16 protein-coding genes are annotated in these 19,830 nt (G+C 55.1%); 8 read left to right on the top strand and 8 right to left on the bottom strand.

The window, feature by feature from the left end; all coding sequences use genetic code 11:
• The first annotated feature begins 37 nt into the window (after positions 1 to 37).
• The 3 genes from MWU55_RS02885 to MWU55_RS02875 all read left to right on the top strand — a co-directional run bounded on the left by MWU55_RS02885 (position 38) and on the right by MWU55_RS02875 (position 4,229).
• Complete coding sequence (locus MWU55_RS02885; RefSeq protein ID WP_246934197.1) at positions 38 to 1,054, top strand: isocitrate/isopropylmalate family dehydrogenase; 1,017 nt, start codon at positions 38 to 40, stop codon at positions 1,052 to 1,054.
• Positions 1,055 to 1,117: 63 nt separating this feature from the next.
• Positions 1,118 to 1,873 (top strand): GNAT family N-acetyltransferase, encoded by a 756-nt coding sequence (locus MWU55_RS02880; RefSeq protein WP_246934196.1) that lies wholly within the window; start codon positions 1,118 to 1,120, stop codon positions 1,871 to 1,873.
• A gap of 139 nt (positions 1,874 to 2,012) precedes the next feature.
• On the top strand, positions 2,013 to 4,229 hold the full coding sequence (locus MWU55_RS02875; RefSeq protein ID WP_246934195.1) for an NADP-dependent isocitrate dehydrogenase: 2,217 nt from the start codon (positions 2,013 to 2,015) through the stop codon (positions 4,227 to 4,229).
• Positions 4,230 to 4,282: 53 nt separating this feature from the next.
• On the opposite strand, the gene MWU55_RS02870 is transcribed toward MWU55_RS02875, so the two are convergent.
• Entirely contained in the window at positions 4,283 to 5,143 is an 861-nt protein-coding gene (locus MWU55_RS02870) for a hypothetical protein (RefSeq protein ID WP_246934194.1), read from the bottom strand.
• 42 nt (positions 5,144 to 5,185) lie between these two features.
• Complete coding sequence (locus MWU55_RS02865; protein WP_246934484.1) at positions 5,186 to 7,447, bottom strand: NADP-dependent malic enzyme; 2,262 nt, start codon at positions 7,445 to 7,447, stop codon at positions 5,186 to 5,188.
• A gap of 232 nt (positions 7,448 to 7,679) precedes the next feature.
• Between MWU55_RS02865 and galE the strand changes: the two genes are divergently transcribed.
• Complete coding sequence (gene galE, locus MWU55_RS02860) at positions 7,680 to 8,690, top strand: UDP-glucose 4-epimerase GalE (protein ID WP_246934193.1); 1,011 nt, start codon at positions 7,680 to 7,682, stop codon at positions 8,688 to 8,690.
• Between the two features lie 95 nt (positions 8,691 to 8,785).
• Positions 8,786 to 11,407: a DNA mismatch repair protein MutS gene (gene mutS / locus MWU55_RS02855; protein ID WP_246934483.1), complete on the top strand. Its 2,622-nt coding sequence runs from the start codon at positions 8,786 to 8,788 to the stop codon at positions 11,405 to 11,407.
• Between the two features lie 48 nt (positions 11,408 to 11,455).
• Here the strand turns inward: mutS and MWU55_RS02850 are convergent, their stop codons facing one another.
• Both MWU55_RS02850 and hrcA read right to left on the bottom strand, forming a co-directional pair.
• On the bottom strand, positions 11,456 to 12,016 hold the full coding sequence (locus MWU55_RS02850) for a nucleotide exchange factor GrpE (protein WP_246934192.1): 561 nt from the start codon (positions 12,014 to 12,016) through the stop codon (positions 11,456 to 11,458).
• A 23-nt stretch (positions 12,017 to 12,039) separates the two neighbouring features.
• Positions 12,040 to 13,101, bottom strand: a complete 1,062-nt coding sequence (hrcA, locus tag MWU55_RS02845) for a heat-inducible transcriptional repressor HrcA (RefSeq protein WP_246934191.1) — start codon at positions 13,099 to 13,101, stop codon at positions 12,040 to 12,042.
• 71 nt (positions 13,102 to 13,172) lie between these two features.
• On the opposite strand from hrcA, the gene rph reads away from it, so the two are divergent.
• From rph to hemW, 3 genes are read left to right on the top strand one after another with little or no spacing between them, the layout of a single operon-like run.
• On the top strand, positions 13,173 to 13,883 hold the full coding sequence (gene rph, locus MWU55_RS02840; protein WP_246934190.1) for a ribonuclease PH: 711 nt from the start codon (positions 13,173 to 13,175) through the stop codon (positions 13,881 to 13,883).
• A complete protein-coding gene (gene rdgB / locus MWU55_RS02835; RefSeq protein WP_246934189.1) occupies positions 13,883 to 14,491 on the top strand; it encodes an RdgB/HAM1 family non-canonical purine NTP pyrophosphatase in 609 nt (202 codons plus the stop codon). The genes rph and rdgB overlap by 1 nt, the downstream gene beginning before the upstream one ends.
• 31 nt (positions 14,492 to 14,522) lie before the next feature.
• The gene (hemW, locus tag MWU55_RS02830) at positions 14,523 to 15,641 is read left to right on the top strand and encodes a radical SAM family heme chaperone HemW (protein WP_246934188.1); all 1,119 of its coding nucleotides are present in this window, start codon (positions 14,523 to 14,525) and stop codon (positions 15,639 to 15,641) included.
• 3 nt (positions 15,642 to 15,644) lie between these two features.
• Here the strand turns inward: hemW and MWU55_RS02825 are convergent, their stop codons facing one another.
• Genes MWU55_RS02825 through mnmG form a run of 4 tightly spaced genes read right to left on the bottom strand, consistent with a single transcriptional unit; the run spans position 15,645 to position 19,824 of the window.
• Complete coding sequence (locus MWU55_RS02825; RefSeq protein WP_246934187.1) at positions 15,645 to 16,532, bottom strand: ParB/RepB/Spo0J family partition protein; 888 nt, start codon at positions 16,530 to 16,532, stop codon at positions 15,645 to 15,647.
• Between the two features lie 13 nt (positions 16,533 to 16,545).
• Entirely contained in the window at positions 16,546 to 17,337 is a 792-nt protein-coding gene (locus MWU55_RS02820; protein ID WP_246934186.1) for an AAA family ATPase, read from the bottom strand.
• Positions 17,330 to 17,950: a 16S rRNA (guanine(527)-N(7))-methyltransferase RsmG gene (rsmG, locus tag MWU55_RS02815; RefSeq protein WP_246934185.1), complete on the bottom strand. Its 621-nt coding sequence runs from the start codon at positions 17,948 to 17,950 to the stop codon at positions 17,330 to 17,332. Before rsmG ends, MWU55_RS02820 begins: the two co-directional genes overlap by 8 nt.
• Positions 17,947 to 19,824: a tRNA uridine-5-carboxymethylaminomethyl(34) synthesis enzyme MnmG gene (mnmG, locus tag MWU55_RS02810; protein WP_246934482.1), complete on the bottom strand. Its 1,878-nt coding sequence runs from the start codon at positions 19,822 to 19,824 to the stop codon at positions 17,947 to 17,949. The genes rsmG and mnmG overlap by 4 nt, the downstream gene beginning before the upstream one ends.
• Between the last annotated feature and the right edge of the window lie 6 nt (positions 19,825 to 19,830).

The following is a 19,830-nucleotide window of genomic DNA, read 5'->3' as shown; positions in this document are numbered from 1 at the left end:
ACGAGCCATCAATACGCTCATTAGCATGGAGACGACCATGACAAAGATCCAAGCCACTCTGATTCCCGGCGATGGGATTGGCCCCGAAATCACCGAAGCCGTTACAGCCATCCTTGATAAAATGGGTAGCCCGTTTGAATGGGACGTCCAGCAGGCGGGGATGACCGCTTTTGATGCCACTGGAACCCCGCTGCCCGAAGCCACGCTGGAAAGCATCCGCAAATCCAAGTTGGCACTGAAGGGTCCGCTGACCACGCCCGTTGGCGGCGGTTTCAAGTCGATCAACCTGCAACTGCGTCAGGCGTTTAACCTCTATGCCAACGTCCGCCCCACGAAGACGATCAAGTTAGATGGGCGCTATGACAACGTTGATATGGTGATCTTCCGCGAGAATTTGGAAGGTTATTACATCTCGGACGAAGGCTATATGGAGCACAATGGCGACCCCGAAGGGAAAGTCTTCTCGACCGGGTACAACACCAAAGAAGGCGCCCAACGCATCACCCGCGCCGCGTTTGAATATGCGGTGGCAAATGGGCGCAAGAAGGTTTCGATCGTGCACAAGGCCAACATCCTGAAATTGCTATCGGGGATGTTCCTTGAGGAAGCCCGCAAGATTGCGCAGGAATATGAAGGCCGCGTCGATTTCGACGAGCGCATCGTCGATGCTTGCGCCATGCAAATGGTCATGTATCCGGACGCCTTTGACGTGATCGTCACAACCAACCTGTTTGGCGACATCCTGTCCGACCTTGCTGCTGGACTAGTTGGCGGTCTGGGTCTGGCCCCCGGCGCCAACATTGGTGAAGACGCAGCGATCTTCGAAGCGGTCCACGGATCAGCCCCTGACATTGCCGGGCAACAGAAAGCCAACCCCTGCGCCTTCCTGATGGCGGCGGGCCTGATGCTGGAACATGTCGGCAAAACCGATGACGCCCAGCGCCTGAAGAAAGCCGTGATTGAAACGGTTCAGGCCAAGGACCGCGTGACCCCGGATCTGGGCGGCACGGGCAACACGATGTCGATTGCCGAAGCGATCATGGATCGCCTGTAAGATTTGATGCGTCGCAAAGACGCGTCACTTAAAACATGCGAGCCTTCTTGTATGGAGGCTCGCATGACAAATCTGATCACCATCACCAATGAGAACGTCGAGAAGCACGGCTTCTTTTGCAAAATGTCCGCGCGCAAAAGCTCGGCATGGAAGCGAAAGCGCGCGTGGCTTTCTGATCGCTTTGATGAAGGCCTGCAAATGCGGCTTCTGGATGAAGGCGAACGAGGCTTTATCGAGTTTACACCCGGAGATTTCGCGTGGCGCGGCGTCGAAAACGCAGCCGAGTTTATGATCATTCACTGCCTGTGGGTGGTCGGCAAAAGCAAAGGCAAAGGCCACGCCAAAGCCCTGCTGGACGAGGCCGAAAGCTACGCCCGCGAGAACGGATTTCGCGGGAATGCTGCGCTGACAAGTTCAGGAAACTGGATCGTCGACCGACCCATTCTAGAGGCGCGTGGTTACGCGGAAATTGACACAGCCGCACCCGGTTACTCGCTTATGGCATTGCCATTTGAGAACAACGCAACATTGCCTCGTCTTGCTGGCCGTTGGGACGAAAAAGCCAAGGCTTTGGGTAACGGCCTAACCGTTCTACACTCTGCTCAATGTCCTTATCTTGAGGACGCGGTCCAACACGCAAAAGACGCAGCCGCAGAGGCTGGCATTCCCTTCAACGCCTTTGAAATCACCAGCGCACAAGACCTGCGAGACCGTGCTCCAAATCCTTACGGAGTTTTTTCGATGGTCTTGGATGGGCGGCAAATCGCTTCGCATTATCTGTTGAAGAAGCAGATCATGCCATTGCTTGCGCAATCATAGCCAAATTTGGCCTGTATAACCCTCAAGTCCCTTTTTTTTCGTGCCGATCTTGTGTATGGGAAAGGGGAAATCCCACCTTTCGCCGTTCAGGGCATTGACCCTTTGGCGAAGTTCTCCGCGAAAAAAGAGGTGTTCTAAAATGACCGATAAATCGCAAGCAGACATACTGTATACAATTGTAGACGAAGCGCCCGAGCTGGCCTCGGCCTCGTTTCTTCCGATCATCCGCAAGTTCGTTTCCGCCGCGGGAATCACCGTTGGCACGCCGGACATTTCGTTGGCCGGCCGCATCATCGCAACCTTCCCCGATAACCTGACCGACGATCAGCGCCAGTCGGACGATCTGGCAGCGCTGGGCGAGCTGGTGAAAACCCCCGGTGCAAACGTGATCAAGCTGCCGAACATCTCGGCCTCGGTCCCGCAGCTGGTTGCCGCCATCGAAGAGCTTCAGGCTCAGGGCTATAACCTGCCCAGCTATCCGGAAGATCCCTCGACAGACGAAGAAAAAGCCATCCGCGCCCGCTACGACGCCATCAAAGGTTCAGCTGTGAACCCTGTTCTGCGTGAAGGCAACTCGGACCGTCGTTCGGCCCGCGCTGTTAAGAACTTTGCTCAGAACAACCCGCACTCGATGGGTGCTTGGGAATCGTCTTCGAAGACCAAAGTCTCGTCCATGCCGGGCAACGATTTTTACGCCAACGAAGTATCGGCCACCATCTCGGCTGCTCAGGCCGGTGACGCGAAGATCGAATTCGTCGGCAAAGACGGCTCGACCACCGTTCTGAAAGACGGCTGGCCGCTGGAAGAAGGCACCATCGCGGATGCAACCTTCATGTCGGCGAAAGCTCTTGGTTCCTTCCTGGCTGACGCCATCGAAGACACCAAAAAAGACGGCACCATGTTCTCGCTTCACATGAAAGCGACCATGATGAAAGTGTCTGACCCGATTATCTTCGGCCACGCTGTAAAAGCTTGGCTGGGTCCGGTTTGGGACAAGCATGGTGAAGCAATTGCCGCCGCTGGTGGTTCGCCCAACTCGGGCCTGGGTGACGTGCTGGCTGCTATCGACAGCATGGGCAACGCTGCCGAGATCAAAGCGGAAATCGCCGCGCTGGATCGTCCATCGATGTATATGGTCGACAGTGACAAAGGCATCACCAACCTGCACGTGCCGTCGGACGTGATCATCGACGCTTCGATGCCCGCCGTGATCCGCGCAGGCGGTAAAGGCTGGGACGAAGCTGGCGCCAAGGGCGACACCAACTGTGTGATCCCCGACCGCTGCTATGCCACCGTCTATGACGAAACCATCAACTTCTTCAAAGCCAACGGCGCGCTGGACGTGACCACCGCGGGTTCGGTCGCCAACGTCGGCCTGATGGCTCAGAAGGCTGAAGAGTACGGATCGCACCCGACCACGTTTGAAGCCCCGGCAGACGGAACCATCCGCGTCGTTACTGCCAATGGCGACACGCTGCACAGCCACGAGGTTGAAGCTGGTGATATCTGGCGTTCGTGCACTGTGAAGAAAGCTCCTATCGAAAACTGGATCGAGCTGGCCCTTGACCGTCAGCGTCTGACCGGTTCGGAAGCCATCTTCTGGCTGGACGCAAACCGTGCCCACGATGCCGAGCTGATCAAATACGTGACACCGGCCCTGGAAGCAGCTGGCAAAGCCGACCTGTTCCAGATCATGGCCCCGCGTGAAGCAACCGCGCAGTCGCTGAAAACCATCACGGCTGGCAACGATAGCATCGCCATCACCGGCAACGTTCTGCGTGACTATCTGACCGACCTGTTCCCGATCCTGGAGCTGGGCACCTCGGCCAAAATGCTTTCGATTGTGAAGCTGATGAAAGGCGGCGGTCTGTTTGAAACCGGCGCTGGTGGTTCGGCACCGAAGCACGTTCAGCAGCTGGTTGAAGAAAACCATCTGCGTTGGGACTCGATGGGCGAATTCTGTGCACTGGGTGAAAGCCTGAACTTCCTGGCTGACGTCAAAGGCAACGCCAAAGCCGGCGTGCTGGGAGCAGCTGCTGAAGCTGCGACCCAAGGCATTTTGGACAACAACAACTCGCCTTCGCGTAAAGTTGGTGAGCCGGATAACCGCGACAGCCACTATTGGTTTGCAAGGTACTGGGCCGACGCTCTGGCAGCTCAGTCGGACGATGCCGATCTGGCCGCCGAGTTCGCTCCGATTGCCAAGGCGCTGGCCGGCGGTGAAGAGGCCATTCTGGCCGAGCTGGCCGCAGCTCAGGGTCCGTCAGCAGATATCGGCGGCTACTTCCGACCCTCGGTCGAAATGAAAGCCAAAGTGATGCGCCCCTCGGCCACGCTGAACGCGATCATCGACTAAGCTTAGTCAACAAAACAATTGGATGCCCTGCGGTGAAAACTGCGGGGCATTTTCTATTTGGTCAGAACGCCTGCGCGGAAAAGCTCTTCCCGGCTTGGCATCCAAAGCGCGGGCGGTCGAGTGGCAAAGGCTTTTTCTATAAACCACGACGGAAGACCCCGATCTGACAGATAGGCCCGATCCCGTTTTTCCTCTGCTTCAACATCAAATAGCACCAGATTGACCGCGCTTTCCAAAGTGTAGCCGTGAAACCCGATGGTCGTATTCTGCGCCGCCGTTCGGGCCGCTCCAGCCATGAACACCAAGGTACAGGCTGAACTGCATTGATCGACCGCATTGGTGTTCAGCGCACGGGCTTCGACCAGTTTCACCAATCCGCGCGCTTCGAAGATGTTGCCCCCTTCACTGCTCAAATGAAATGTTTGAACGCCCGGGTGGGCTTCCATCATCGTTCGGAAGGCTTTGGTGACGCCGCCCGTTATTGTGCCTTCTAAATGAATGTCGGTTCCGGATGGGGAAACATACAAAGCGTATTGTTGCGCGTTTTCCCGGGCACGTCTTTCAGAATAGCTTTCCTGCTCGATTATCACATCGGTCGCAAGCCACAGGCCCCACCATAAAGAAATCATCATGAAAACCGCCACGACAAGCCCTAGTACTCCGCCCCATATGGGGAGTTGAGCGCCCAGCGCAGTGCCTTGCCGCTCTACCGATCTGAAATAACCAGTTGCTTGCCAAACCAATAAAAGAAGGTCGCTTGCAAATAGGGTGACCACCACCACGATCGGAAGCGGTGCGAAATTGGTTAGGGCTAAGAACGTCGCAATGATGAATAGCCGCAGTCCAACTGCGTTGACCCAGAAGCTTTGTATAGGTGGCTGGTCGCCACGCCAATGGGTCTGAAAATATCGCATGGCAAAGCCTAGACCTCGCCATGCGATCAGGTCAATTCACGCTTACTTTTTACCCAGTCGGGTGGCCGCTAGCATCGCCATGTTCAGAATGTCGTTCGATGTCGAGTTCGTTGAACAAATCTGGATCGGTTGATCAATACCGGACAGGATTGGGCCAATGACCGTAGCGCCTGCCAGTTCCTGCATCATCTTGACCGAGATCGAAGCCGAGTGGCGCGCCGGAACCACAAGAATGTTGGCGGGGCCAGACAGGCGGCAGAACGGATATTGCGCCATGACGTCCGCGTTTAGTGCCACGTCGGCGGTCATTTCACCTTCGAATTCAAAGTCCACACCGCGTGCTTCCAAAATGGCTGGCGCTTCGTGCAGTTTCGAAGCGCGTTCCGACACCGGATAGCCGAAGGTCGAGAAGCTGACGAAGGCAACGCGTGGCTCAAGTCCCAAGCCACGGGCTACGGCGGCTGCACGTTCGGCGATGTTGGCCAGATCTTCGGTCTCGGGCCATTCGTGCACCAGCGTATCCGCTATAAGAACAATGCGTCCTTTGTGCAGAACGGCCGTCACTCCCACCGCACCATCGGCTGCGGTTGCGTCAAACACATGGTTGATCCGATCAAGAACATAAGCCGACTTGCGCGTTGCGCCGGTGATCAGACCGTCGCCATGCCCATGCGCCAACATAAGCGAGGCGAACACGTGCCGATCCCGTGCAGCCAGTCGGTGAATGTCGTGATGATCAAAACCCTGACGCTGAAGGCGTTTGTACAGGAAATCTTTATAGGTCTCGAGATGCTCGGTGTTGGCAGCATTCACCACGCGCAGCTCGCGCACCGCATCGCCCAAGCCGTCGGCGGTTAGCTTCGCTTTCACATCATCCTCGCGCCCAACAACCAACGCCTGACCATAGCCGTTGCGTTGATACTGGACCGCGGCCCGCAGGGCTTGCGAGTTGTCTCCCTCGGCAAAAATCATAGTCGCTTGGTTCTTCCGGGCACGTGCAGTAATGCCGCGCAAGATCGAGGCCGTCGGGTCCATCCGCGCCTTCAGGCTTTGCTCGTATCCGTCCATATCAATGATCGGTCGGCGCGCAACGCCAGTGTCCATACCTGCTTTCGCAACCGCTGGCGGGATCACGTGGATCAGGCGCGGATCAAACGGCGTCGGGATGATATAGTCGCGGCCAAAACTCAACTTCTTGCCATAGGCCATGGCCACCTCGTCTGGCACATCTTCACGTGCCAGCTCGGCCAGCGCCTGTGCGCATGCAATTTTCATTTCGTCGTTGATTGCACGCGCATTGATGTCCAGCGCGCCACGGAACAGGTACGGGAAACCCAGAACGTTGTTTACTTGGTTCGGATAGTCCGAACGACCAGTCGCAACAATCGCATCGTTGCGCACCTCGTGAGCCTCTTCTGGAGTAATCTCGGGATCGGGGTTCGCCATCGCGAAGATCACAGGATTGTCCGCCATCGAGGCCACCATGTCCTGCGTCACAGCCCCTTTGACTGACACACCAAGGAACACATCCGCCCCGTCCATCGCCTCTTCCAACGTGCGCAGTTTGGTGTTGGCGGCGTGGGCAGATTTCCACTGGTTCATGCCGTCTTTACGGCCCTGATAGATCACGCCCTTAGTATCGCAGACGATGCAGTTGTCATGCTTCGCGCCCATTGCCTTGATCAGCTCGATACACGCGATGCCTGCGGCGCCGGCACCGTTCAAAACAATCCGGCAATCTTCGATCTTTTTGCCCGACAGATGCAGCGCGTTCAGAAGTCCTGCGGCGCAGATCACCGCTGTGCCGTGCTGGTCATCGTGAAAGACGGGGATATTCATCTCTTCCTTAAGGCGCTGTTCGATGATGAAACACTCGGGCGCCTTAATGTCCTCAAGGTTGATGCCGCCGAAGGTCGGGCCCATCAGCTTGACTGCGTTGATGAACGCCTCGGGATCTTCGGTGTCCAGCTCGATATCGATCGAGTTCACGTCCGCGAAGCGCTTGAACAGTACGGCCTTGCCTTCCATCACCGGCTTCGACGCCAGCGCGCCCAGGTTGCCCAGACCCAAAACCGCAGTACCGTTTGAGATCACCGCCACAAGGTTGCCCTTATTGGTGTAGTCATAGGCCGTTTGCGGGTTGTCGGCGATTGCCTCACACGGAACCGCAACGCCCGGCGAATAGGCCAAAGATAGATCGCGCTGCGTGGTCATCGGGACGGATGGCGTGACCTCAAACTTGCCCGGTGTCGGGTCGATGTGGAAGGCAAGTGCTTCTTCATTGGTGATCTTGGCTTTGGGCATAACTCGGGCCTTTGTCGTCTTCATTCGAAGTCAAACCCTTACAGGGGGAAAAACAGGTCCTCAACCGGTATTCGGCTATTAATGTGTCTTTTATCCGGGGTTTTTTGGTAATTCTTGAAAATATCTGGTGAAGTTTACGGCAATAATCGTAATTTCACCGGTGCACTGCATTCCCTCGTGCCTTTCAAGACGATCCATCATATATGTGAGCCACAAGATCAGGAGGCGTCACGTGGCACAAAAAATCCTTCTAACCGGCGGTGCGGGTTTCATTGGATCGCATACTTTCGTGGAATTGACCAAAGCCGGGTACGAGGTTGTCATTCTCGACAACTTCTCAAACGCGCAACGGGATGTGCTGGACCGGCTAGAGGTGATCAGCAACGAAAAGGTAGTGCATGTAGACGGCGACGTTCTGGACGAAGCGCTTCTGACTCGTGTCTTCGCCCAGCACAAGTTCGATGCCGTTGTCCACTTCGCCGCTTTGAAGGCAGTTGGTGAAAGCACCGAGAAGCCGTTGGATTATCTGACGACCAATATCTCGGGCCTGTACACGCTGCTGAATGTGATGAAGGCCGCTGGCGTTTTCCGCTTGGTCTTTTCGTCTTCCGCCACCGTTTACGGCCAGCCGGATCAACTGCCCGTCCCAGAAACCGCCCCGCGCAGCTTCAACAATCCCTATGGCTATACCAAGCTGGTTTGCGAACAATCGTTAGAGCAAGTCGCTGCCGCTGATGACCGCTGGGCCTTTGGCATCCTGCGTTATTTCAATCCCGCCGGCGCGCATGAAACAGGCCTGATCGGGGAAGACCCCAATGATATTCCGAACAACCTGATGCCTTATATTGCCAAGGTTGCGACGGGCGAGCTTGAGAAGCTATCCGTTTTTGGCGATGACTACGACACACCCGACGGAACCGGGGTTCGCGACTATATCCACGTGATGGATTTGGCCCGCGGACACGTCCAATCGGTTGGGGCCTTGCTGGAAACCAATGAAGGTCACACTGTAAATCTGGGCACCGGCACCGGCTATTCCGTGATGGATATGTTGCGTGCCTACGAACAGGCCGCAGGAAAAGAGCTTCCCTATCAAATGTCCCCGCGTCGCGCGGGGGATGTGGCCAGCGTCTATGGCGATCCGTCGAAAGCTCGGGAAATTCTGGGTTTCGAAGCTGAACGCGGCCTGGATGAGATGTGCGAAAGCAGTTGGAACTGGGTCTCGCGCCGCAAAAACACCTGACCCCTCTTTCACCCCGGCGCATGACGTCCTAGTCTGTCGCAAATCAATCCGCCGGGGGGCAGCAGGTGAACGAAAAACCAGCCAAGATCACGCCAATGATGGCGCAGTTTCTTGAGATTAAAGACGGCTACCAAGACGCCCTTTTGTTCTATCGCATGGGCGATTTTTACGAACTTTTCTTTGATGACGCCGTCGCAGCGGCCGAAGCGCTTGATATTGCGCTGACCAAACGCGGCAAGCATCTGGGCGAAGACATCCCAATGTGTGGCGTACCGTTCCATGCCGCCGAAGGGTATTTGCTGACGCTGATCCGCAAAGGCTTCCGTGTTGCGGTTTGTGAACAGATGGAAAACCCCGCCGAAGCCAAGAAGCGTGGGTCAAAATCCGTTGTGAAACGCGACGTGGTGCGGCTTGTCACGCCAGGCACTCTGACCGAAGAAAGCCTGCTGGACGCCCGCCGTCACAACTTTCTGGCAGCCTTTAATGAAGTTCGCGGCGAAGGCGCTTTAGCGTGGGTTGATATCTCAACCGGTGCCTTTCGCGTGATGCCCTGCCCTCCGGTTCGGCTTGGGCCAGAGCTTGCCCGGCTCGCCCCGCGTGAAGTTTTAGTATCCGAGGCCGGGTATCAAAATTACGCCGGAATAATGACTGAATCAGGGGCTTCGCCAACGGAGTTGGGACGTGCCGCCTTTGACAGCACCGGGGCCGAAAAACGGCTGCTGGATCTGTATAAGATCGGGTCGCTTGATGCGTTCGGTAGCTTCTCGCGTGCAGAACTTGGTGCGATGGGCGCGATTGTCGAATACTTAGACATCACACAGAAAGGCAAACTGCCCCTACTGCGCGCGCCTGTGAAAGAACTTGCGCATGGCACAATGCAAATCGACGCAGCCACGCGTCGAAATCTAGAGCTGACCCACAGCTTGTCGGGCGGGCGTGACGGTTCACTTCTGTCTGTCATCGATCGTTCGGTTACTTCGGGTGGTGGGCGTTTGCTGGAACGTCGGATTTCAAGCCCTTCACGCACCCTACCCGAAATCAACGCGCGTCTTGATGCTGTACGTTTTTTGGTGGAACAGAGACTGATCTGTGAGAATACACGCGAGTTTCTGCGAAATGTTCCAGACATTGACCGCGCCCTATCGCGCCTTGGGTTAGAGCGCGGCGGCCCGAGGGATCTTGGGGCAATCCGCAACGGGCTTGCCGCCGCAAACGACCTTGCAGATAGCCTTTCACAGTCAGATCTTCCATCAAAGCTGGCCGAAGCCTCGGCCAATCTGCGCGGCCATGATGATTTGATCGAGCTTCTTGATCAGGCGCTGGTGGCGGAACCTCCGCTTTTGGCGCGTGACGGGGGGTACATTGCGCCGGGTTATAATGAAGAATTGGATGAAGCCCGGCAGCTTCGTGATGAAGGGCGTGGTGTCATTGCGAAAATGCAGGCGCAATACGCCGAACACACCGGGATCAGCTCGCTTAAGGTCAAGCACAACAACGTGCTGGGCTACTTCATTGAAACCACGGCGACTCATGCCGAGAAGATGCTGAACGCCCCGCTGTCAGAAACCTATATTCACCGGCAAACGACAGCCAACGCGGTTCGCTTCACCACCGTTGCGCTCAGCGATATGGAAACGAAGATTCTGAACGCCGGAAATAGGGCACTTGAGATCGAAAAACGTCTCTATTCCGCCCTAACAGGCGCTATTCTGGACAGGGTCGCCCAAATCTCAGACACCGCCCGTGCTTTGTCTGAGATTGATGTCGCAACCGGCTTTGCAGATCTTGCGCGGTCTGAAAACTGGTCCGCACCCAAGGTTGATGACAGCCGAGTGTTTCACGTGGAAGCCGGGCGTCATCCGGTTGTCGAAGCTGCCCTGCGAAAGTCGGGCGAGGCGTTCGTGGCCAATGATTGCGACCTTGCGGATGGCGAAAGGGCTGCCGATGTGTGGCTTCTGACTGGTCCAAACATGGCCGGTAAGTCGACTTTCCTGCGCCAGAACGCTTTGATCGCGCTATTGGCCCAAGCAGGCAGCTTTGTTCCCGCAAAATCTGCTCACATAGGATTGGTGTCACAACTTTTCAGTCGCGTGGGAGCATCGGACGATTTGGCGCGTGGGCGGTCGACCTTTATGGTCGAAATGGTCGAAACCGCTGCCATTCTGAACCAAGCAGATGACCGCGCACTTGTTATTTTGGATGAGATCGGGCGCGGAACGGCAACCTATGACGGCTTGTCCATTGCATGGGCCACGTTGGAACACCTTCACGACGTCAACAAATCCCGCGCCTTGTTTGCCACCCATTACCACGAGATGACCCAGCTTTCTGACAAACTGGATGGGGTCGAAAACGCGACCATCGCCGTGAAGGAATGGGAAGGCGAAGTGATCTTCCTTCATGAGGTTCGCAAGGGCGCCGCGGATCGGTCCTACGGTGTGCAAGTCGCCAAGCTTGCTGGTCTTCCAGACAGCGTCGTCGCCCGTGCCAATGTTGTTCTTGAGGCGTTGGAGAAAGGTGAACGTGAAGGGTCAGGACAGAAGGCCGTTATTGATGACCTTCCACTGTTCTCTGCCATTGCAGAGCCGACTCCCATTAAAGCTTCAGGCGACGGTGACCTTAAACGCGCGCTTAAAGACATACACCCCGACGATCTTAAGCCAATCGAAGCGCTGAATTTGCTTTACGAGCTGAAAGACCTGGCAGCAGAAAAATAAACGCCCCCGGAGAACCGAGGGCGCTTTGATCTTTTGCTTGCAAACAGCTTACTTCGGTGTCGACGACACGCCTACTTGTGCGGGACGCAGAAGGCGATCGTGCAACATGAAACCTTCGGCCATAACCTGAATGATGTCGCCAGCCTTGGTGCCAGGCACCGGGGCTTCGAACATGGCTTCGTGAACTTCGGGGTCGAACTCATCACCCACTTCTGGGGCCAGAAGATGAATGCCGTGCTTGTCGAAGATGCCAAGAAGGGCCCGCATGGTCAGCTGAACGCCTTCCAACAACGCTTTGTCGGCTTCGCCAGCTTCGCTTGAAGCCTCAAGCGCGCGTTTCATATTGTCGTAAACCGGAAGCATATCGCGTGCCAGTTTTGACCCGCCGTAATTCTCAGCCTCACGGCGATCACGTTCTCCACGCTTGCGAGTGTTTTCCGCGTCTGCCAGCGCACGCATGAAACGATCTTTCATCTCGTCACGCTCGGCGCGCAGGGCGACCAGCTGATCCTCAAGACTTACTTCGTCGTCTTCGGTCACTTCTTCGGTCATCAGTTTGTCGATGCCCGGTTCCAGTTCCTCTGCGGAATCTGTTTTCGCGTCCGTCATATCTTTGCCTCTATCCTCGGCCTTTATCCTCGATCCGAGATCATCTTGCCAATCAGCTGGGCTGTATAGTCCACAATTGGAACGATCCGCCCATAGTTCAGCCGTGTCGGACCAATCACCCCGACAGCACCGATGATCTTTCGATCAGCGTTCATATAAGGTGAAACCACCAAAGAGGAACCCGAAAGTGAGAAAAGTTTGTTCTCAGACCCAATAAAAATGCGCACACCCTCTCCCTGATCGGCCAGATCAAGGAAATCTGCGATATCTCGCTTGCGTTCAAGGTCATCAAACAGCGTGCGGATTTTATCCAAATCGACTTCTTCGGCGTCTTCGGTCAAAAGATTCGAGCGTCCGCGCACGATCAAACGCTCATAGGGTTGGCCTTCGTTTTCCCAAATCGCAGCACCGCTTTCGATCAACACTTGCGCAAGCGCGTCCAGCTCTTGCCGGCGATGGGCGATTTCTTTGGAAACGATCCCCTGAAGCTCAGATATCGTGCGGCCCTCGGCCAACGCGTTTAGAAAATTCGCGGCTTCGCGCATAGAGCTTGGCGTTTGCCCCGCGGGGGGTTCAAACACGCGGTTTTCAACATGCCCGTCCGCAAAGACCAAAACGGCAAGCGCACGATCCGGGCCAAGGGATACGAATTCGATGTGTTTGATGGGGGCTTCGTGTTTGGGGGTAAGAACAAGGCTTGCCCCGGCCGTTATCCCTGAAAGCGCCGCGCCCACACGGTCCATCATCGAGTTGATATTGCTTTCATTTCCGACAGTTGCATCGATTTTCTGACGATCATCTTTCGTCAGATCGGACACCTCTAACAACCCATCAACAAACATGCGCAGGCCAAGTTCGGTGGGAATACGCCCAGCAGACACATGCGGGCTGTCCAAGAGCCCCATGAACTCTAAGTCCTGCATAACATTGCGAATGGTCGCCGCGCTGACGCTTTCGGTCAGGCTGCGGGTTAAGCTGCGCGAGCCCACAGGCGCACCCGTTTCAAGATAGCTTTCAACGATACAGCGGAACACCTCGCGCGAGCGATCGTTCATGTCTTCCATCAATTCGGGGCCATCTGCCATCAGCTTACGCCTTGCCTTTTTGCCAGACCCATGGCTATCACGCTTTAAAAGCGGAAACAAAGGAAGAAGCCATGCGTCCCTCTGGTCGGAATTTAGATCAAATGCGCCCGATTTCAATCGAGACCGGGGTAACAAAACACGCTGAAGGATCCTGCATGATCCGCGTGGGCGATACACATGTTCTGTGTACCGCGTCGCTGGAAGAGCGCGTGCCGCCTTTTCTGCGCAACTCTGGCAAGGGTTGGGTAACGGCTGAATATGGGATGCTGCCCCGCTCTACCGGGTCGCGCATGCGTCGCGAAGCAGCAGCTGGCAAACAAGGCGGCCGTACTGTTGAAATTCAGCGCCTTATCGGACGCAGCTTGCGCGCCGGTGTTGATCTTGTTGGACTGGGCGAGCGCCAAATCACAGTTGATTGTGATGTCATTCAGGCCGATGGCGGCACACGCTGTGCGGCAATCACAGGCGGCTGGGTCGCGCTTCGCCTTGCTGTAAACAAACTTCTGAAAGCGGGCGACGTTACCACGGATCCTCTGATGGATCCCGTTGCGGCTGTTTCATGCGGAGTTTACGCAGGTCAACCAGTGCTGGATCTGGACTACCCCGAAGACAGCGAAGCTGGCGTTGATGGCAACTTTGTTCTTTGCGGACCAAAACTGATTGAGGTGCAGATGTCGGCCGAAGGTTCGACTTTCACCCGTGATCAGATGAATCAACTTATGGACCTTGCAGATAAAGGCGTGAACGAGCTCGTCGCCGCACAGATCGAGGCCACGTCGTAATGCGTCGCTTCGACGGTAAAAAACTGGTGATCGCCACGCATAACGCGGGCAAGCTGCGCGAAATCTCTGCGTTGCTTGAACCCTTCGGGGTTCAGGTCACTTCGGCGGGCGAACTTGGCCTGCCGGAACCAGAAGAAACCGAAGATACATTTGCTGGAAACGCGCGCATCAAGGCACATTTTGCCGCAAAAGAAAGCGGCCTGCCCGCCCTGTCCGATGACAGCGGAATTATGGTCGACGCTTTGGACGGAGCGCCCGGTGTTTACACAGCGGATTGGGCAGAGACCCCCAACGGTCGTGATTTCCCAATGGCAATGGACAAAACCTGGTCGCTTCTGGAAGAAAAGAACGCGCCCCTTCCCCGCACCGCTCGTTTTTGCTGCACGCTTTGCCTTGCTTGGCCCGATGGTCATGACGAGCTTTTCGAAGGCATGGTAGACGGATCTTTAACCTGGCCCATGCGCGGGGATCTGGGCTTTGGCTATGACCCGATTTTTATGCCCGAAGGATTTGACATCACATTCGGCGAAATGGACCCAGACAAAAAGCACCAGATGAGCCACCGCGCCGATGCGTTCGCCAAACTGGTAAAGGGCGCTTTTGCTTGAGAATTGGCAAATCGGGGGCTTCGGCCTTTATGTGCACTGGCCCTTTTGCGCATCGAAATGCCCGTATTGCGATTTCAACAGCCATGTTTCTGCGACAATTGACCATAACGCGTGGAAAGACGCCTATTTGGCGGAGCTTCGACGCTATGGCGCGGAAACACAGGGCCGCGTGCTGGACAGCATCTATTTCGGGGGCGGCACGCCCAGCCTGATGAATCCTAAGATCGTGGCCGCCATAATCGAAGAGGCGCGCCAACATTGGACGTTTGCCAACGATATCGAGATCACGCTTGAGGCCAATCCAAGTTCGATCGAGATGCAAAACTTCCGTGGCTATAAAGATGGTGGGGTCAATCGTGTGTCCATGGGCATTCAAGCGCTGAACAACGATGATCTTCGCAAGCTTGGTCGTCTTCATAGCGTTGAAGAGGCAAAACAGGCTCTAACACTGGCGAAATCGCTGTTTGAGCGCGTCAGCTTTGATCTGATCTACGCAAGACAAGATCAAAGCCTAGACGCATGGGAAGCTGAATTGCGCGAAGCGATCAGCTACAATCCAGCGCATCTATCGCTCTACCAGCTTACAATCGAACCCGGCACGGCATTTGGGGCACGTCATGAAGCTGGAAAGCTGAAAGGCCTTCCGATTGATGAGATGGCGACGGACATGTATTTCCTGACCCAACGCATCACGCGCGAGGCTGGGATTCCGGCCTATGAAGTCTCTAATCATGCCCAAATCGACGATGAAAGCCGTCACAACCTGATCTACTGGCGGTCAGGTGACTGGTTGGGCATCGGACCGGGGGCGCATGGCCGCATCACCCTTAACGGTACGCGATACGCAACAGAAACCGCTCTTGCCCCCAATACCTGGCTGGATGCTGTATCTTGTGGAAGCGGGGAAAGCCTGCGGGACACAATTCCAGCCGATGAATGGGCGACCGAATTCCTTCTGATGGGATTGCGCACGGCTGAAGGGATCGACCTTGATCGACTTGGGTCAATTCATGATAACGCAGTTAATCACAATAAAATCAAAGACTTAATTGAACTGTCTTTGATTGACCTTGATGGGAAAACACTTCGGGCGACTGAAAATGGCCGCCCGGTGTTAAATGGCATCTTGCGTGAATTGCTGCCTGACTGACGCTTAGCTGGACAGCTTCCCGCAGATATCATCCAGCTGATCCAAGCTCTGGTAGCGAATGGTAACTGTCCCAGCTTCACCCCCAGCCTTATGATCGATCTGAACCTTCATTCCTGTGGCAGCGGACAGATCTGACTCAAGCGCCTTGGTATCAGCATCTTTTTCGGACTTTGGGTTTGTCTGACGGGGCTTTGACAGGCTTGGACCCTTTGCCAGTTTCTCGGCTGCACGCACTGACAGGCCCTTACTGATGATCTCGCGCGCCAAAGCAGACGGGTTTTCGGCTGTTACCAGCGTCCGTGCGTGCCCAGCGGAAAGCTTGCCATCGCGAACAAAGGCCTGAACGTCCCCGGGAAGGTTCAAAAGGCGAAGAAGGTTGGCGATATAGCTGCGGCTTTTGCCAAGGGCTTCGGATACTTTCTCTTGTGTATGCCCAAAGCGGTCCATCAGGTCGCGATAGCCTGCCGCCTCTTCGATCGCATTCAGATCAGCGCGCTGAATGTTCTCAATAATCGCAACTTCCAGCGCCTCTGTGTCGTTATATTCTCTAATAACTACAGGGACTTGGTGTAGTTTCGCCATTTGCGACGCTCGCCAACGACGCTCGCCAGCAACGATTTCATACTCGTCGTCAGATTGGGGTTTTGGGCGTACGATAAGTGGCTGAATGACGCCTTTTTCTTTGATCGACGCCGCTAAATCATCCAACTGTTCTTGTGTAAAGGTACGCCGCGGCTGTTCCGGATTGGGTGAGATCTTTTCGATCGGCACCATCATATCAGCACGACGCGGCTCTGACGATGCGTCCTTAGTCGGCTCTTCAACTGCGACATCAGCCATCAGCGCTGACAATCCGCGTCCCAAACCGCGATTTTTCTGTGACTTGCTCATACTGCGCCTCCGACTATCGTTTAATCAGCTCTTTTGCCAGATCACGATAGGCCTGGCTGCCCTTGGACATCGGATCATACATCAACACTGGAAGCGCGAAAGAGGGCGCCTCGCTGACCCGCACATTGCGCGGAATTACGGTTTTAAACACCAACTCTCCCAAATTCTCGCGGGCATCCGCTTCGACCTGGCGGGACAAGTTGTTGCGTTTGTCATACATGGTCAACACAACACCTTCGATTCGAAGGTCCGGATTAGCGGCTTGCCGAATCTCACGAACGGTCAACAGAAGCTGCGACAAACCTTCCAGCGCAAAAAACTCACTTTGCAGCGGGATCAGAACGCTGTCGGCCGCGACCAAAGCATTCACTGTCAAAAGGTTCAGGGATGGTGGGCAATCAATCAAGATGTAGTCGAGGTTTAACTTGGCCAACGCTACATCTCGCAGTGCATCGCGCAAAAGGTGGCTGCGCTTTTCGTTCGAGACCAACTCAATATCCGCCGATGAAAGGTCTGTCGTAGCGGGTGAGATCAGCAGATTCTTAAACTGCGTTTCCTGAACCACCTCAAGAATCGATGCCTCTTCCAATAGAAGGTCATATGTGCTCATGTCGCGATCATCCGCTGAGATCCCCAATCCGGTCGAGGCATTCCCCTGCGGATCAAGATCAATCAGCAAAACGCTTTTCCCGGCTTCAGCCAGCGCCGCCCCAAGGTTGATCGTCGATGTTGTCTTTCCAACACCGCCTTTTTGGTTGGTGATGGCAATAATCTTCGGCCCGCGTTCTTGGATTGGGTCAGACACGTGAGATTTCTCCGATCTTCAAAATAAAGGCGTTTGGATGAGTCTTGCTTGGATATGTATCAAGCTGAAACGTCCAGTTTTCAAGAGCTTCCTGTATTTCCTGGTGATAGTTTTCGCCTTTGGGAAAGATTGCCACTCCGCTCGCTTTCAAGTGCTGTTCAGCAAAGCCGCACAGACGGTCCAATGACGCCAATGCCCGCGCAGACAGTACGTCCGCATTCTGTGGCTCCGCATTTTCAATCCGCTTCGCGATCACGGTAAGTGGCAGTTCAAGCTCACGGGCGGCTGTGCGCAAGAAGGTCGCCTTTCGTGTGTCGCTCTCAATACAGGTAACTTTCAGCTCTGGCGCGCTTTCTTTCGCCATAATCGCGACAACAACGGCCGGAAGGCCACCGCCTGACCCCAAATCACACCAATTTGTGCTGCCCTTGGGGGCAATTTCAAATATCTGGGCAGAATCCAGAATGTGGCGCGACCAAATCTCGGAAAGCGTGCTTGGTGCGACCAGATTGATCGCAGGGTTCCACTTCTTAAGAAGGGCAACGTAAGCATCGAAACGTTCGAATGTTTCACGTGAAACATCGACGTGACGCAAAAACTCTGCGTGGTTCATGCACTACGCTTTCGTTCAAACTGGCGAATCTTCGACAATAGCAGCGTCAGCGCGGCCGGCGTCATCCCCTCAACCCGCCCTGCATGGGCCAAGGTTCGGGGTCGCGCAGCCTGAAGCTTCGACGCGAGCTCATTTGAAAGCCCGCTTAACCCCGTATAGTCAAAATCCTCGGGAATGATCTGTGCCTCATCGCGTTTCAGCGCTTCGACGTCCTTTTGTTGACGGTCAATGTAGTTTGCATATAGCGCGTCGCGGGCAACTTGAAGCTGAACATCGTGGTCAATCTCAGACAGGCTTGGATCCAGCTTTGTCAGCTTCTCGAAGCTCATATCAGGAAAAGCGAGAAGCTCATAAGCCGTGCGACGAACACCATCCATACGCACTTTTATATTAAGACCCACAATATCTTGTGGTGTGTATGTTGCTTGCGTAAGCCGTTGTTTCACTTGCGCCAGAGCTTCCTGTTTGGCCTCAAACACCGCTTCCCGCGCTTCTTTAACCAATCCCAGATCAATGCCGATCGGTGTCAGCCGCTGGTCTGCATTGTCGGCGCGCAAAGAAAGCCGATACTCCGCGCGGGATGTGAACATTCGGTAAGGTTCAGTCACGCCACGGGTGATCAAGTCGTCAATCATCACGCCGATATAGGAATTGGAGCGCGAGAAGATCACAGGATCCCTGCCCTGTGCCGCGAGTGCTGCATTGGTTCCGGCCACCAGGCCCTGAGCAGCGGCCTCTTCATAACCGGTTGTTCCGTTAATCTGCCCTGCCAAATAAAGGCCAGGCACATCCCGAAGTGCTAGCGTTTCGGTTAAAGCGCGTGGGTCGACATAGTCATACTCAATCGCATATCCGGGCTGAAGAATCTCTACGTTTTCAAGGCCTTCAATCGATCTTACATAGTCTTCCTGCACATCAACGGGCAAAGATGTACTGATTCCATTCGGATAAACCGTGTTATCACTCAGGCTTTCGGGCTCAAGAAACACCTGATGGCTTTCCTTGTCCGCAAATCGCACAACCTTGTCTTCAATCGAGGGGCAATAACGCGGGCCAACACCGTCAATTTGCCCACCATACATGGCCGAACGATCAAGATTTGCACGAATGATGTCATGGGTTTTCGCATTCGTATGCGTAATTCCGCACGAGATCTGACGCGCAAACGGTGTTTTGTTCATGAACGAAAACATCGTCGGATCATCGTCACCAGGCTGTGTACCAAGAATATCCCAATTGATAGTCTTCCCGTTTAGGCGCGGAGGAGTACCGGTTTTCAAACGCCCAAGCGGAAGCCCAAAGGAATCAATGCGTTCAGCCAAGCGTACTGAAGGCCTGTCACCCATGCGACCGCCCTGTTTTTGCTGATCCCCAATATGGATGATTCCGCGCAAGAAGGTGCCCGTGGTCAGCACGACCGCGTGTGCACGAATCTGCGATCCGTCTTCCAGAACCACGCCACCAACTCTACCGCCTTCCATCAGAAGGTCAGTGGTTTCGCCTTCAACCAAGGTCAATCCCTCAGTCGATAAGATCTCCAACGACATGACTTTGCGATAAATCGCACGGTCTGCTTGTGCGCGCGGCCCTTGTACAGCTGGGCCCTTACGCCGATTCAGCAAGCGAAATTGTATACCCGCTTGGTCAGCGACACGGCCCATCAAGCCATCCAGTGCATCAATTTCGCGCACCAGATGTCCTTTTCCAAGACCGCCGATGGCTGGATTACAGGACATCACACCCAGATCTTCTTTGCGTAATGTGATAAGTGCAGTCTTTGCACCCATACGAGCAGCGGCATGGGCGGCGTCGGCACCAGCGTGCCCGCCCCCAACAACAATCACATCGAAATCCAGATGTTTCACGTGAAACACTCCATC

Origin of the sequence: Aliiroseovarius sp. F20344 (genome assembly GCF_023016155.1) — a bacterium.
Classification (GTDB): Bacteria; Pseudomonadota; Alphaproteobacteria; order Rhodobacterales; family Rhodobacteraceae; genus Aliiroseovarius.
The sequence above is the reverse complement of the archived record's forward strand: the minus strand, read 5'-3'. Positions and strand labels throughout refer to the sequence as shown.